Genomic DNA, 16,591 nt, shown 5'->3' on the forward strand with positions numbered 1-16,591 from the left:
TAATGTAAAATCAATCAGATGGCCTTATTGTCAGTTGTTTATGCAATAAAAAAACAAGGGCCGATATGGGGCCCTTGAAGCCATTTTTCTACATAATCTTTAAAAATATTTCTGCTATTTCAGGATCAAATTGTGTTCCGGAGCATCGTTTTATTTCCAAGAGCGCTTCTTCCTTACTTTTTGCTACTTGGTATGGTCGGTTGGCCGTCATTGCTTCATAAGCGTCCGCAATGGCTATAATTCTTGATTCTAACGGAATTTCATGACCTTTCAGCTTGTCGGGGTATCCGTTGCCGTCAAACATTTCATGGTGATGCCTCACAATTTTTGCTAATCCGGCATATTCATATGTGTTTCTGAGTATGTGGTATCCTGTTTCTGAATGCTTTTTAATTATATCAAATTCATCATTTGTCAATGTTTCTTTCTTGTTCAAAAGCTCGGGAGGAATTATTATTTTTCCTATATCATGCAGTATGCCGGCATGCTTTATGGTATAGATTTCTCTTTCGCTGAAATTCATTTCCCTTGCCATAAGCTCGCAATATTCCGCAACTCTTTCGGTATGTATCTGCTCGTTATCGTATTTCAGATTAATGCTGCGGAGCACATTTTCTATGACCTGACTTCTCATTGCTCTGCCGTACTTCATTTTTCCTTCATACATGGAGTTTTCGGCATTTTTAATAATTACATCTATGTCCTGACTTGTATCGGTCTTTATGTCATAACCGGCAGCAATGGAGACGATAACAGATTCAAGCTCAATTTTGGAGGTTTCTTTAATAATGGAATCTCTTATATTCAGTGCCTGCTCAGAGTTTGTATTCGGCATTAATATAGAAAATTCATCACCGCCCATGCGGGCTATGACATCCTGAGGACGACACGTTTTCTTCAATATACCTGCCACTTTTTTAAGAAGCTTATCTCCCATTTCATGACCAAATGCATCGTTTGTAAGCTTTAATCCGTTTATGTCAAGCACCATTATGGAGACAGGAAGGTTTTCAACCGTATCCATGCGTTTCATTGCTTCCTCCATATATCTTCGGTTATATAATCCAGTGAGATAATCATGATAGCTGAGATATTCTATTTGATTGTGCTTTTCTCTCTTTTCGGTAAAATCCCTGAAAACAATTACAACACCTGTTATTTTTCCGTTTTTGCTCCAAATCGGGGCAGCGCTGTCTTCTATCGGAAGCAGAGTACCGTTTCTTCGTATCAAAGCGGTATGATTTGCAAGTTCCTTGATTTCACCGGTTCTAAGGACATCCTCAACTAAATTTCTGCAAGGTTCCATTGTATATTCATGAACTATTGTAAAGACTTCGGCAAAATCACTGCCTATAGCTTCCTCTTCCTTCCAGCCTGTAAGCTGTTCGGCAATTACATTCATCAATATAATCTTTCCCTTATTGTCGGTTGAAATTACGCCGTCACCTATGGACAGCAATGTTGTCCTGAAGTTTTCCTTTTCCATATACAGAAGCTCTTCCATCCTTTTACGGTTGGAAATATCATCAATAATAACTGCAAACTGATTATTGCCGGGTGAATAGGCAACAACCTGGTACCATCTGCCAAGCTCATCGGCATAGTTTTCGAACTCCTGAGAATCACCTGTCAGTGCAACCTCGCCGTATGTGTTTAACCAGTAGGGTTCTAAATGAGGCAGTACCTCCAAAGCTCTTTTTCCTACTATTTCTTCAGGCTTTAAACCTGTTAATTTTTCAAAGCTGCTATTTGCACTCAGGAAGCGGTAGTCAACAGGCGTACCTTTTTCATCCGTAATAATTTCATGAACAGCCAGTCCAAACTGCATTTTTTCTACAAGCATTTGGTGGTCAGTGATGATATTTTTAATGGATTTCTGAGTAGTATTAAGAGATTTGGCAATATCACCAAACTCATCTTTTTTATTAATTAAGCTTTCAGGAACCTCATTGTCGAAGTTTCCGGCTGCCATAATCCCAAGCTGATTTTTGATATTTTCAATTGATTTTATTACTCCGTCAGATATTCTGTTCAATATTAAAATAAGTGCGGCAAATACTACGGCTGCTACAACCAAAATTAATCTAATGATGCCTGATATGGCTGCCTGTGCATCTTCCATCTTATAACCTATATTGACAAAACCGATAAAATTTTCGTCAATAATAATGGGATATACTACATCGTAGATACTTTCGCCCAGTGAGGCCGAATAATATTCCGAAGCATGAGGAGCTCTGTTTTGAACAACGGAAATGAAGTTTTCAATGCTTTTTTGCATTCCGATATCTTCCGGGTTGCTGCATGCAATAACAACATTATTATTGTCTACGACATGAATGTATGAAATATCCTCATTTGATGCCATATCCTCCACAATTGTTTGATAACTGAATTGATTTGTCAGCTCGTATATTTTATCTGCAGAAATTCCTGCCTGTACGAATGTGCCGTCAGCACTTCTTACAGCACCGTATTTTACATAATTACCGAATTCCGCATCCTTCCTTATATCCTCCATTAATTCCGACTGTCCCTGCATAATTGTGCTCAGGGGATGATTACTGTCCGGTCTCCAGCCCAAATATCCCGGCACGGTCGCATAAATGATTTCTCCATCCTTATCAAACCAATAAATTTCGTCAATATCAAAATCTTCAGACAATTCATTTAAATAATCATTGCTCAAAATGCCTTTGTTTTTTATAACTATATTGCATACTGCACGGATGCGGTCTTCGATCATGTCGTTTAACACATCTTCTGCTGCTTCGTTGGATTTCAGGCGTCCAATAAACTGCTGTGCAATATGAAACCCGTGAGTTTTCATATTATTAAGCATAGCTTCTTTTGTAAAGTAAGATGAGATTCCGGTAATGGTTACTATCGCCAGAAATACGATACCAAGAGGGAGATACAGTATTTTTCCCCTGAATGACAAAGATTTTTTATATAATGTATTCAATACATTTAAATGATTTCTTTCGTTCATATTTACCGTCCTATACTTTTAGTAATATATTTATCGTCATGAAAGTTAATTTAATTAATAAAAAATAGATAATAATAATATTTCTTGGCTTGAGTTTTGTTTGCTGTAAAATTATAATGTATATGTAAATATGACATACTGTTGTCACGATATATGTTGTATGATGATTGTATCACATAATCCGAAAGGAAGAAGACTATGCATTATGCCGATTATAAAACCATACTTTCGCCGAAAAACGGTATGAATCTGTATCGGGGCTGCTCTCATGGTTGTATTTATTGTGACAGCCGAAGCTTGTGTTATCAAATCAATCATATCTTTGAGGATATAGAGGTTAAGAGAAACGCTCCGTTGATTTTGGAAGAGCAGCTTCGTCGTAAAAGAAATCCTTGTATGATAAGCACGGGAGCAATGACCGACCCTTATGTACATATTGAAGAAGAATTACAGTTTACAAGGCAGTGTCTTGCTCTTATTGAGCGATACGGCTTCGGGCTTGCAATTCTGACAAAGTCATCTCGGATTCTTCGTGATTTAGATTTGCTGAAAGCCATAAACGAAAAAACGAAATGTGTTGTTCAGATGACATTGACTACTTATGATGAGAACTTATGCAGAAAACTTGAACCCAATGTTTCCACAACATTGGAGAGGTTCCATGTTCTTGAGGTCATGCGTGATAACGGAATACCAACCGTCGTATGGCTTGACCCCGTTCTGCCCTTTATCAATGACACGGAAGAGAATCTTCTTGGATTAATGGATTACTGTATACGGGCAAAGGTCCACGGAATTATATGCTTTGGTTTCGGCTTGACATTACGGGAGGGTAACAGAGAGTATTTTTATAAGCAGCTCGACCGACTTTTTCCGGGGATGAAGCAAAGGTATATAAGTGCCTTTGGAAATTCCTATGTGTGTAACAGCAAAAACAACCGTCATCTGATGACTGTTTTCACGGAACTGTGTGAGAAGCACAACATACTTTGGAAGACTGACGATGTATTTGAATATCTTCAGACGTTTGAACCGAAAAATCAGCAATTATCTCTATTTTAAATTGGAGGAGATATTCAGATACACAGACTTTTTAAAATAATACAGGAAATAAAAAACAAGGACTCCGACAGGAGTCCTAAAATTAAATATTATAATAATCCTAATTCTTTCATTGCATCGTCAATAGGGACAAATTCATTGCAATCCGGGTTGTTTTCAATATCCTTAATCAGTTCCAAATCCCATTCATCTGGTTCAACAGATTCAATATTATCCCATTCATTGGGGAATTGTTCCGTTATAATCTTCCATAATTTTTTAGCATCAGCATCAGTCATAACAGTTATTGCTCCTAAAATTCTTTCTTTAATATTGCTCATCTTTAACCTCCTACTTGTAAACTTGACCTCGGTTATCTATTTTCTTTATATATAGTTCATTATCTTCTTTAGTAAAAACAATACGAAAACTACCTACACGTAATCGGTATTCTTCTTTACCTTGAAGTTTTTTTACATCACCTGAAGGTAAGCGATTTATAGATTCAATAATACGTGTAGATATTATTTTATTCTGTTTTTTTAAAAATTTAATAGCATCTTTAGAATAATTTAATTTCATGTACTCCTCCCGATTAGTATATTCTAAGATATTTAGATTATGTGATCGAGTACATATATTATATTATTATGTGCAGATTTTTTCAATAGATGAAGCAAAATATTTACGTATTTGCTTCATCATTTTGTATTTCTGAGTTTCAGGTTCCATACAGAATAAACAATCAGCCCTATGAAGCAAAAAATTGCACCGGATATCATGGCGTACTTTATGTTGATATCTGCCATTTTACCAAAGATCAGATTTGTGCCCACAGCCATTAAATTCATAGCACTCGAATATGCGGATAAAATTGTGGCACGGCAGGATAAATTTATTTGCCGATTTTCAATATCCATTCGCATAGGTACGAAAAGTGATGCTGATATTCTCAAAATCAATATTCCCATCACTGAAGTAATTGGATTTGAATACAATGCAAGCACGATGCAGGCAAGACACGCCGCAGAAAACAGAAGCTTGACGGTAGCAGCTTCACCCAGACGTTCTGAAATTTTGTAGGAATAAGCTGCAAACAGGCCTGAAATTGTAACCAGGATGTATATATATCCCATGTAGCGGGGCTCGATTCCCGAGCGCAGATACTGAAGCTGATTCAGAAAAACAGTAATAGTCTGGTTGCTTTCTGCAAGGAGAGCAGCAGCAAACAGAAACATAAAGAATGATTTGTTCTGTGTAATAGCTGAAAAAATAATTTTTATTTGTTCATTAAATCCAATGTGTCTTGTTGTATTTATTTTGACTTCACTGAGGAAAAGAGAAAGTACCATGGCTGTACCATAAGATATAATGGTAAGAAAAGCAGCTAGACTATAGTTATCTTTTATGATGACAGAAAATATCACTGAAGCACAAATCAAGCCTGTCGTATTCATGGCCTCGTATATTCCAAATACTTTCTGACTGTCCCTTTTGTTTACACACATGTACAGATAGGCAGAATCACAACCTGAAAGACCTGATATAACAATTGACAAAACAAGTCTTTCAGCAAGGAATAATGAAAAGCTGTCTGCTTTCCAAAATATTATCTTTGATATGAAGTAAAGAATATTACATATGAGTATGGTCTTCTTGTAGCCAATTTTGTCTGATACATAACCCCACGGCAACTCAAGCAAAATCATAATAATCAAGGATATGCTTTCTATTAACGTGATATCAAACACAGAAAGTCCCTGTATCTGACGATATAAGGTGGCTATGGGACCATAGAATATTAAGCCTTGCAATAAAGCAATAGCATAGAGTAAACGTATATTTGATTTTTTATTATCCAATTTAATCCTCCGAATAATTTTTCGCATGACAAAAAACATCTTATCACTTAAAAACTATCGGAATATCAAATCGGATTGTTCATAATACTGCTCCTGAATTTATATTGTTACATATTAAAGTATACTAAATAAACGGTAAGAAATCAATACTGTGTCGATTAGAAGAAAACATATGAAATATTGAAACATTTTACGCAATAAAACCGTCTTATACCTTGATGAATAAATGGCATGGTAAGATTAACTTGCAAAAGCAATCGACAAAATAGTATAATGAGCTCTGGACTTTGCAAGAAAGGTATTGAATAAAGAGGAAGATAAATGAAGATAGGTATAAAATACTGCGGAGGGTGCAACCCGAACTACAACAGAAGTGAGGCGGTCAGTCGAATAGTGAGCAGGTATCCCGAAATAGAATTTGAGCCTGCAAAACATGATACCCGTTATGATCACATATTGATAATCAACGGATGCAGCAGAAACTGTGCGGGATATGAAGAGTTGAAAGCAAACAATAAAATTTTTATAAATTCAGTAAAAGATATTGGTAAATTCTTCGCTTACGCTCAGAATGACGAATTGTCAGGTGATTGTGAATAGCAGCATTAGAGTTTATTACCGTTGTATTTATTGAAAACAAATGATATAGTATTTAAGTAGAATTATGTAGTAAATTGGAGGATAAAATAGAATAAATGGTATTTTCGAGTTTAGTTTTCTTATATTTGTTTTTCCCTATCAACTTAATTTTTTATTTTATAAGTAAAAACAACACATATAGAAATATTATTCTGTTGGGTTTTTCTTTGTTTTTTTATGCTTGGGGCGAACCTTTTTTTATTTTCGCATTGCTGTTAAGCGGAATCGTCAATTATTCCTTTGCTTTATTGATAGATAAGCATAAGGGTACATTTAAGAGCAGGATTTTTTTGTACACGGCAATAATATTTGATTTATCAATGATCGGGATATTTAAGTATTACAATTTCTTTGTAAGCAATATAAACTTTGTTTTAAATACAAATATAGGTTTCAGCTCTATCGGATTACCGATTGGTATATCATTTTATACGTTTCAGATAATTTCATACGTTATAGACGTATACAGACAGGACGTACCTGCTCAAAAGAAATTTTACAAGCTGCTTTTATATATGTCACTCTACCATCAATTGATAGCGGGACCCATAGTAAGATATATTGACGTGGCTAATGAAATAGATAACAGAGCTATACCGTCGGATAAGTTCAGTTATGGAATCAACAGATTTATAATCGGCCTGTTAAAGAAGGTAATAATTGCAAATACGGCGGGTCAGGTTGCAACTATGTTTTTGGACAGTAATTTGAGTGAAATATCAGTTTTAGGCGCCTGGCTTGGAATAATAATGTATTCAATTCAAATTTACTTTGATTTTTCAGGCTATTCGGACATGGCTATAGGACTCGGCAGGATGTTTGGGTTTACCTATAAAGAAAACTTTAATTATCCATACATCGCAAAAAGTGTACAGGACTTTTGGAGGAGATGGCATATTTCCTTGAGCTCATTCTTCAGGGATTATGTATATATTCCTCTAGGAGGCAACAGGAAAAACTTTATCCGCAACGTTATGATAGTTTGGATGTTAACCGGATTTTGGCATGGAGCAAGCTGGAACTTTATTATGTGGGGCTTGTATTACGGTGTTTTCTTATTGCTGGAAAGAATGATTTTATCAAAAATATTGGATAAAATTCCGTCTGTATTGAAGCACGTTTATTTGATGCTTATAGTTATAATCGGATGGGTGTTTTTCTATTTTATCGATATTAAAGAAGGATTAAAATTTATCGGTATATTGTTTGGCTATGGCAGCAATCCTTTATATGACATCAAATTTGAGGTTGAGTTTTTTAACAATGTTATATTTTTAATATTTGCGGCATTTGCGAGCACTCCTGTATTTAAGGTTATATACAGAAAATTAAATGAGCTTATAGTTATTAACAATTATAGACCGTCCAAGTTGACAGTAATAGCATTCAATGCTTTAATTTTAATCATCAGTACCATATTGTTAGTCGGACAAACTTATAATCCGTTTTTATACTTTAGATTTTAAGTGAGGCAGAAGGATGAATAAGAAAAATCAATTGTCACTTTTAAATATATTTATATTTATATTTTTAATTTATATAATAGCAATTCTGAATATAATGGCTCCTAAGAATAAAACAATTTCGGAGGTTGAAAACAGAACCTTAGCACAGAAGCCTGTTTTCAGTGTGGAAAATCTATTGTCCGGGAAATATTTCAGAGATTTTGAAGATTTTTTTGCCGATCATTTCTTTAACAGGGAAAAGTTAGTTAAAATAAGCAAGGGAATAACGTCTTTAAAAGGTATAAAAAGGGAAGAGGAAGTGTTTTTGGTTGGCTTTGACGGTCAAAATGTGGGTGGAAACGAAGACACCGGAGATAAGACTGAAAAACCTGAAGATACTGCCGAGGGAAATACAAAGGGAAATTTGTTGATTTTAAATGATACCGTGATGGAATTGTTTAAATTTAAAGAAGATAAATCAAAGCTGTACGCGGACATGGTTAATACTGTCAGCAGCAGCTTAGGTGAAGAAGTAACGGTTTATTCTTTGCTGGCACCTATTCAGATAGAATTTATAAACAATGAAAAATATAAGAATTTATCGGATTCTCAGCATAGCGCCATAGAATTTGTCAATAATAATTTTTCCGGGGATATAGTTGCAGTTGATGCGTATACGCCTATTAAGGAACATATTGATGAATATGTTTACTACAGGACAGATCATCATTGGACGTCTCTTGGGGCATATTATGCATATACCGGCTTTGCTAAGCAGGCAGGACATGAAGCTGTGCCCTTAGACAGCTATAAGAAGGGTGAAGCTCCGGGATTCCTCGGTCATATTTCAACCGTAAATCCGTCCGAAAAGGTAAACAATAACCCGGATAATGTAATTTATTACAATCCACCCGTTATAACTGAAATGAAGGTTTTTTATTATGACAAGGAAACGGGGGAAAAGAAATCATATAACGGTAAGGTAATCAATAAAACATACGTAGATTTAGACCAAAAATACGGTGTTTTTTTAGGCGGAGATTTTCCTCTCGGCGTTATTAAAACTAATGCGAAATCAGATAGAAAAATTATGGTTATAAAGGATTCCTACGGTAATGCTTTCATTCCGTTTTTAACACCTCATTACAAGGAAATATACGTAGTTGACCCAAGGCATTATAAAGAGAGCATAGTCGATTTAGTTAAGGATAATAATATCGGAGAAGTAATGTTTTTAAACTATATACTTACAACAAACTTTGACAGCTTTATGAACAGTGTTTTGAATTTAGTAAAATAGAAAATAAGACATCCTCACGGTATATGGAATTGGTGATTTTCGGTTCCTGCTTTCATAATATCTTCATTATTATGCTTTATAATAATGAGAAAGTATTTATTGTGAAAAGGAGTGATATGAATGTTTAAATTCATAAAAGACTGGTTGGACAGATTGGCAAAGGAAAATGAAAAAAGCTTCGGAAACGACAGATTGGATTGCTGTGATTTGAACAAACAAAAAAACACAAAGATGCAGACTTCTGCAAAGGATACAAATAAGAAATGAAGTTCACCGATTGGAGAAAAGAATACAAAAAAATAAGACCCGTACGTAAAGAAGGACTTATTTTTTAGGTAAAGTTTTTATTTAATTAATGCGGAACATAAATTAAACTGAAGTTATTATACAAATAAATTGTGAAGAAATAATGAAGCATACAGCAAAAGATATATCTGCAAAACAGCAAAATTCAGTACAAATAAAATGCATAAATTCAACTTTCTATGAAATTATTATTAATAGGAAGTTTTTTTGTAGGAACAACAAAGTTCTGGTGTACCTGTCCGACATCTTTGATGTCTTAAATGGGTCATGTTCTTAGTTGCATATAAATTTATTTTTATATGGAAAAAAAACAAATATCAATATATAATGAAATTGTTAACAAATAAATAAAGTCAAAGGGGTCATTCATGATGTTAAATATTGATTGTTTAAATGAACTTTGCTTGGATTTATTAGATAAAGTTGCAGATAATATTCTAATTTTAAATGGAGATAGAAAAATTATATATGCAAACTTAAGCGCAATTAAGCTCTATGGATATTCGCGTAATGAATTGATTGATCTGAATTTTTCGGATTTAATCAGCCCGTTTGATTTAAATGAGCTGATTAGTAAAGGAGGAATTAACTTATTTCATTACAGAAAGGATGGCTCAAAATTTATTGCAGATGTAAAAGCAATCTATCATGGTGATGATTATACCGTAGTAAGCATTTCTAAGGACTCATATTGTTTGCTTGAAGAAATTTTAGAAAATAACATTGTATCAAAATATCTTGATATTATTGATGAAGCAATTGTTGTACTGACAAAAGATTTAGATGTGTATTTATGGAGCAAAAGCTCTGAAAAGAAATTTGGATATACGATAGATGAAATTTATGGGAAAAACATTAAATTTCTGATTCCTGAAGACAGATATGATGAGTTTGAACATAAAATTGATATTTTGAAACAAGGTGTAACCATAGAAAGATACAGGACTCAAAGAATTGATAAAAATGGTAAGCTTTTAGATGTTTCCGTTATAATATCTCCCATATATGATTGTAAGGGTGAATTTATGGGTGCCCTTGGTATTTATAAAGACATATCCGAGAAAATAAACTTGGAAAATAAGCTGACGGAAGAAATAAAAGAAAGGTATAGGCAGTTAGAAAAACTAAAAGAAGAAGCTGATAATGCAAATAAAGCAAAATCACAATTTTTGGCAAATATGAGTCATGAAATACGTACTCCCATGAACGGCATTTTTGGGATGGCTCAATTGCTTCAATCCACCAAGCTTGATCAGGAGCAGGAAAGATATTTAAAATTAATGCAGGATTCATTGAATCATCTTTCTAAAATAATAAATAATGTTTTAGATATTTCAAAAATTGAATCAGGTAATTTGTCAATAAATATTGAACCCTTTGATTTGAAAAAGGTAATAAGCAATATATATAATACGCTTTTGATTGCAGGAAATGCAAAAGGGCTGGAAATAAGTTACTATTTAGATCCTGATATCAATTATTTTGTTTTAGGTGATGAATTGAGATTAAAACAAATACTTGCCAATCTGGCCGGTAATGCAGTAAAGTTTACGGATGAAGGTTATATCTCATTCAGAACTAAGGTTATATCCGAACATGATAATAAAGTAAAAATAGAATTTCGTGTAAAAGATACCGGTATAGGCATCGGTGAAGATTATAAGGATAACCTTTTTCAGTATTTTAGTCAGGATAATATATCTCAAAACAAAAAATACCATGGAGCCGGCTTAGGTCTTGCTATTTCTAAACAAATTGCAGAGTTGTTAAATGGAAGTATATCTTTTGAAAGTAAAGACGGACACGGCTCAACGTTTACGTTTATCTGTGAATTTGAAAAATATATGCAGGATAATATCCCGGAAAAAGCAAGTGAAAAATCAGATATTAATGTCTATGACAATATAAATAGTAATTATACAATATTAAACGTTGAAGATAATATAATAAATCAGGAAGTTACTCATAATTTATTGACTAAAAAAGGATACAGGTGCATATCTGCATACAATGGTAATGAAGCTTTTAAATTGCTAAAAGAAAATAAAATTGATTTAATTTTAATGGATATTCAATTACCTGAACTGAATGGATTTGAAGCTACTAAAATTATGAGACAAAAATATGACACCGAGTTTAAAATTCCCATAATCGCCATTACGGCATACGCTATGTTTGAGGATAAAGAAAAATGCTTAAGTGCAGGAATGGATGATTATATACCAAAGCCTTTTGAGGTGGATACCTTGTATAATATGATTGAAAAATATATAAAATAATATAAATCGGTGCTCCGAGCACCGATCAGGCTGCTGAAAAAGTCCCCCTGCATCGTTGCCGTTCATCCGGTCAATCCTCACGTATGTCTAATACGCTGCGGTTGCCCGTCTTCCGGCGTCTTGCAGGATGAACTTTTTCAACAGCCTGTTTTTAAATTAAACTTTTTAATTTTAATGCCGATATAGTTATTATACGTCAACCTAACAAATGTACGGTAGGGAGCTGAAAATATTGATAAATGAAACAAATGAAAATATACGACGCACATCTTTCGTATTCTTTTTAGAAAAAGGATATGAGGCAACAAACATCAGAGATATTTGCAAGGTGGTTGACATAAAACCTTCTTCCTTATATTTCTACTACAAATCTAAACAAGAATTATTTTTAAGTATATACGATGAAATATGGAAGCTGAAAATTAAGTTTTATGAAAATATTGAATTAAACGACAGCGCCTCTGCTGAAAAAAAGTTAAAGCAGTTATTTAAAATTATTTTGAATTATCATTCGGAAAATATAGTAAATGAAAAATTTTTATTGAGGTATCATCTGTTTCCTGCCGAAGAAATAAATATTTTAATTAAAGACAGATATATTTTTTGGAAGAACGAAGAAAACTCATTGTTGATGAAATTGGTTTATAAGTGCAAGGGTGATATTGTTCTTAAAAATGATGCGGTTATAAATGACTTCTTATACTCGTATAAAAGCTTCTTACAGCATCAGACAATAAATATGGTAACTAATAATATTAAGCCGGCTTCTCATGAAATTGATATGAACTGGAGCAGGTTTTGGAACTCTTTTATTTTGAGTATGTAAGGAGTACGAAATGGATGAGAAGAACAAATTTTATGAATATGAATTTAAAGAGCTTTTAGATGAAAGAGTAAAGCAAAAGCTTATGTTTGACCAGCTTTTGCTCGCTTCGCCTTTTGCGGTTGTTATATTGGATACAGATCAGAAAATTGTAAGTATAAATGATAACTTTACAAAATTGTTTCAGTATACATTTAGTGAAACAGAAGGTAAATTAATAGGCAATTTAGTATCTTCTTATGAAAGTGAAAATCAAATTGATAAAAATCTTGAAATAATATATCAGGGCCAAATTGTACAACAAGAAGTAAAAAGAAGGAGAAAGGACGGAAAGTTAGTTGACGTAGAACTTGTCGGATATCCGGTTCTTTATCGTGAAACTATTATAGGGGTATATATTATATATATTGATATATCACATAAATTAAGAGATTCCTTAACAGGTTTATATAACAGAAATTATTTTATTGAATCAGTAGATAAGCATATAAAAAACTATGCTGAAACCGATGAAATGTTTTCTGTAATTGTTATCGATATTGAGGGATTTAAGAATATCAATGATACTCTCGGTCATATTATCGGGGACAGGTTTTTAATTGAGATTAAAAAAAGGTTAAATTTTGTACTAGATGACAGCTACATAGTATCTCGTATAGATGGGGATGAATTTGCAGTATTAATCAATAATGCAAACAGGAATTTGCTGTTAAATCTAGCTGAATTGATTTTAAATGTTTTAAGTAAGCCATATATCATATCAAAAACTGAAATTTATCTGAATTTCAATGTTGGAATCAGCACCTTTCCTAAAGACGGCACTAATTCCGAAAATCTAATAAGATTTGCAGATGCCGCCATGCATCAGGCAAAAATGAAATCAAACGATAGAATCAGTTTCTATATAAATGAAATTTCTGAAAAAATTGAACAGAAATTTTTTCTTGCAAATTATTTGTTCAGTGCAATATCAAACAATGAATTATCCATAAAATATCAGCCTATATTTAATATCAATGATAAAAAAATTGTCGGGGCAGAGGCATTATTAAGATGGGATAATGCTGTTTTAGGGCAAGTTCCGCCTGAAAGATTTATACCTGTTGCCGAAAAAACAGGGTTAATAATTTCTATGGGAGAATGGGTTTTAAAGGAAGTATGCAATCAAATTAAGCTATGGGAAGATAAGGGGTTTGATTTGATTCCGATATCCATTAATATTTCCGTAAAACAGTTAGAAAATATCAATTTTGCAAAAGCAGCAATCGAAATAATGAATAATAAGCATATTATTCCTGAATTTATAGAATTTGAAATAACTGAAAGTGTATCCTCAGGTGACATTACCAGAATTGTAAAGAATATAAAAGAATTAAAAAGGTATGGTATAAAAATATCCATGGATGACTTTGGTACAGGATTTTCTTCTCTCGGGCAATTGGATTTGTTTGAGTTAGATAAATTGAAAATAGATAAAATTTTTATTGATGATTTTGTACAGGTGTATAAAAGGCAAAATTTAGTCAAATCAATAATAGCGATGGCAAAGAGTTTAAACTTGGTAACCGTAGCCGAAGGTATTGAAACGAGTGAGCAGTTAAGCCATTTAAGAGGCTTGGGATGTCAGCTTGGTCAAGGATTTATCTTTAGTAAGCCGTTAACGGTAGAGGAAATTGAAGAATTTTTCAAAAAGGATGGTAAATAAAGGTGAAAATAATGAAGGGCTTTAACTTAAGAAGTATAAAGTTTAAATTAATTATTTATTTTACGGTTTTAATATTAATATCTACTATAATTTTAGGAATGATAACATTAAACAGAGCTGCCGCAACAATAACCCGTGAAGCAGAAAATTCCCTTGTGTTATTGGCTAAGGATGCTTCAAAATTAACAGAAAGCAGAATCGAAACTCAACAAAAAACATTAGACATGATAGCAATGAGTCAGGATATTCAAACAATGGACTGGGCGATACAACGACCGATGCTCCAAAATCAAGTGCAAAGAACAAATTTCCTGGATATAGGAGTTGTCGACCTTAACGGTAATGCTAAATATTCAGATGGCTCCACCGCTCAATTAGGTGATAGGGAACATGTAAAAAAAGCATTGGCAGGTGAAGCTAATGTATCAAACTTAATAGTAAGCAGAATAACTGATGAAATTGTTTTAACTTATGCAACACCAATTGAAAGAGATGGAAAAGTAGTTGGAGCACTTTTAGGAAGAAGAGATGGAAATTCCTTAAGCTCAATTGCAGGAGATACAGGTTATGGGCAAAGTGGTTACGGTTATATGATTGACAAAAATGGAACAATAATTGCCCATCCTGACAAAGATAAGGTGATGAATCAATTTAATCCTATTGAAGAATCATCAAGTAACAGCAGTTTAATATCGGTATCTGATTTATTTAAAAAAATATTATCTGAAAAAACAGGTGTAAACAGCTATACATTTGAAGGCAATAATTTGTATGCCGGGTATTTTCCCATAGAAGGCAGTGATTGGTTTTTCATTATAACGGCTAATCAAGATGAGGTATTATCGGCAATACCGGAATTACAGTCCCTGATGATAAAAATTATATTAATGGTTTTAGCAGTCAGCATTGTATTTGTTTTAATAATAGGGAACTCAATTACGAACCCGGTAATAGCTGCTGCACAACATGCAAAAAAAATCGCTTCTTTAGATTTGACACAGGATGTACCGAAAAAATTTATGAAGAGGAAGGATGAAGCCGGAGATCTGGCAAATTCATTTCAAATTATAATAAATAACCTGAAGGAAATTGTAACTGAAATTATCGGTGCTTCCGCACAGGTTGCAGCGGCATCTGAGGAGTTATCATCCGCATCACAGCAATCTGCTTCGGCTTCATCTGAAATTTCGCAAACTATTGAGGAGATAGCTAAAAGTGCTGCAGACCAAGCGCATCATACCCAGGATGGCTCAATAAATGCAAATGAATTAGGACATATCATAGAAGAAAACCATACGTATATGGGAAATCTCAATGAACAGTCAAACAGTGTGTCAAAGGTTGTTTATGATGGTTTAACTGAAATAGAAAATTTACATAAGATTACAGAAGAAAGCAATTTAGCTACTAATGAAGTAAGAAACGTAATTATCCAAACAAATGACAGTTCAATCAAAATAGGACAAGCAAGCAATGTTATATCATCTATAGCTCAGCAAACCAACTTATTGGCATTAAATGCATCGATTGAAGCAGCAAGGGCAGGAAGTGCGGGCAAAGGATTTGCGGTTGTTGCGGAAGAAATTAAAAACCTGGCTCAGCAATCATCCGTTTCGACAAAAGAAATAGACGAAATTGTAAGTGAATTACAGCATAATTCTGAAAATGCGGTCAAGACAATTGAAAGAGTTTCCGCTATAACGGGACAGCAATATAAGAGCGTAGGTCAAAGTAAAGATAAATACATGATTATTGCGCAGTCCATGAAAGAAACTGAAAGAGCGGTAGAGCAATTAAATGAAGCAAGCGAAAAGATGGAGTCTATGAAAGAGCGAATACTTATAAGTATGGAAACTCTTTCGGCAGTTGCTGAAGAAAATTCTGCTGCTACTCAACAGGCAACAGCATCTATAGAGGAGCAAGCCGCGTCCGCTGAAGAGATTTCATCTACAAGTGAAGAATTATCTAACATGGCACAAGGGTTACAGAAATTAATATCAAGATTTATAATTTAGAATAATGACTACTTGAAAAAGTTCATCCTGCAAGGCGCCGGAAGCCGGGCAACGATGCAGGGGGACTTTTTATTTTTGCTTAAAGCATAAGCGACTGACACCAATTATAAAAAAAAGTAAAATTTTGTCGATATGTGTCGAAATATAAATGAGAAGACAATGTCTTGTTAATATATTAACATTC

The 16,591-nt window shown here is 33.7% G+C and carries 13 protein-coding genes; 9 read left to right on the plus strand and 4 right to left on the minus strand.

What is annotated here, in order from left to right; all coding sequences use genetic code 11:
- Positions 1-88: 88 nt before the first annotated feature.
- Positions 89-2,992 (minus strand): HD domain-containing phosphohydrolase, encoded by a 2,904-nt coding sequence (locus tag HZF24_RS01755; RefSeq protein ID WP_179236533.1) that lies wholly within the window; start codon positions 2,990-2,992, stop codon positions 89-91.
- A gap of 198 nt (positions 2,993-3,190) precedes the next feature.
- On the opposite strand from HZF24_RS01755, the gene HZF24_RS01760 reads away from it, so the two are divergent.
- Positions 3,191-4,054 carry an SPL family radical SAM protein gene (locus HZF24_RS01760; RefSeq protein WP_179236534.1) on the plus strand — a complete coding sequence of 288 codons (864 nt, stop codon included), beginning with the start codon at positions 3,191-3,193 and terminating at the stop codon, positions 4,052-4,054.
- An 89-nt stretch (positions 4,055-4,143) separates the two neighbouring features.
- Here HZF24_RS01760 and HZF24_RS01765 read toward each other — a convergent pair whose 3' ends face one another.
- The 3 genes from HZF24_RS01765 to HZF24_RS01775 all read right to left on the minus strand — a co-directional run bounded on the left by HZF24_RS01765 (position 4,144) and on the right by HZF24_RS01775 (position 5,895).
- Complete coding sequence (locus HZF24_RS01765; RefSeq protein ID WP_179236535.1) at positions 4,144-4,374, minus strand: hypothetical protein; 231 nt, start codon at positions 4,372-4,374, stop codon at positions 4,144-4,146.
- 10 nt (positions 4,375-4,384) lie between these two features.
- Positions 4,385-4,615 carry a type II toxin-antitoxin system RelE family toxin gene (locus tag HZF24_RS01770; RefSeq protein WP_179236536.1) on the minus strand — a complete coding sequence of 77 codons (231 nt, stop codon included), beginning with the start codon at positions 4,613-4,615 and terminating at the stop codon, positions 4,385-4,387.
- A 119-nt stretch (positions 4,616-4,734) separates the two neighbouring features.
- Complete coding sequence (locus tag HZF24_RS01775; protein ID WP_179236537.1) at positions 4,735-5,895, minus strand: MFS transporter; 1,161 nt, start codon at positions 5,893-5,895, stop codon at positions 4,735-4,737.
- Between the two features lie 321 nt (positions 5,896-6,216).
- Here HZF24_RS01775 and HZF24_RS01780 point away from each other — a divergent pair, with 321 nt between their 5' ends.
- From HZF24_RS01780 to HZF24_RS01815, 8 genes are all read left to right on the plus strand, one after another.
- Complete coding sequence (locus HZF24_RS01780) at positions 6,217-6,495, plus strand: hypothetical protein (RefSeq protein WP_179236538.1); 279 nt, start codon at positions 6,217-6,219, stop codon at positions 6,493-6,495.
- Positions 6,496-6,782: 287 nt separating this feature from the next.
- Positions 6,783-8,000 (plus strand): MBOAT family O-acyltransferase, encoded by a 1,218-nt coding sequence (locus HZF24_RS01785; protein ID WP_322790707.1) that lies wholly within the window; start codon positions 6,783-6,785, stop codon positions 7,998-8,000.
- Positions 8,001-8,013: 13 nt separating this feature from the next.
- The gene (locus tag HZF24_RS01790) at positions 8,014-9,279 is read left to right on the plus strand and encodes a DHHW family protein (protein WP_179236540.1); all 1,266 of its coding nucleotides are present in this window, start codon (positions 8,014-8,016) and stop codon (positions 9,277-9,279) included.
- Positions 9,280-9,399: 120 nt separating this feature from the next.
- A complete protein-coding gene (locus tag HZF24_RS01795; protein ID WP_179236541.1) occupies positions 9,400-9,546 on the plus strand; it encodes an LDCC motif putative metal-binding protein in 147 nt (48 codons plus the stop codon).
- Positions 9,547-9,953: 407 nt separating this feature from the next.
- A complete protein-coding gene (locus tag HZF24_RS01800) occupies positions 9,954-11,864 on the plus strand; it encodes a PAS domain-containing hybrid sensor histidine kinase/response regulator (RefSeq protein WP_179236542.1) in 1,911 nt (636 codons plus the stop codon).
- A 232-nt stretch (positions 11,865-12,096) separates the two neighbouring features.
- Positions 12,097-12,690 carry a TetR/AcrR family transcriptional regulator gene (locus tag HZF24_RS01805; protein ID WP_179236543.1) on the plus strand — a complete coding sequence of 198 codons (594 nt, stop codon included), beginning with the start codon at positions 12,097-12,099 and terminating at the stop codon, positions 12,688-12,690.
- Between the two features lie 10 nt (positions 12,691-12,700).
- Positions 12,701-14,392, plus strand: a complete 1,692-nt coding sequence (locus tag HZF24_RS01810; RefSeq protein ID WP_179236544.1) for a sensor domain-containing protein — start codon at positions 12,701-12,703, stop codon at positions 14,390-14,392.
- A gap of 11 nt (positions 14,393-14,403) precedes the next feature.
- Positions 14,404-16,407, plus strand: coding sequence for a methyl-accepting chemotaxis protein (locus tag HZF24_RS01815; RefSeq protein WP_179236545.1), 2,004 nt, complete (start codon positions 14,404-14,406; stop codon positions 16,405-16,407).
- Positions 16,408-16,591 lie beyond the last annotated feature (184 nt).

Source organism: Sedimentibacter hydroxybenzoicus DSM 7310 (assembly GCF_013403245.1).
Lineage (GTDB): Bacteria > Bacillota > Clostridia > Tissierellales > Sedimentibacteraceae > Sedimentibacter > Sedimentibacter hydroxybenzoicus.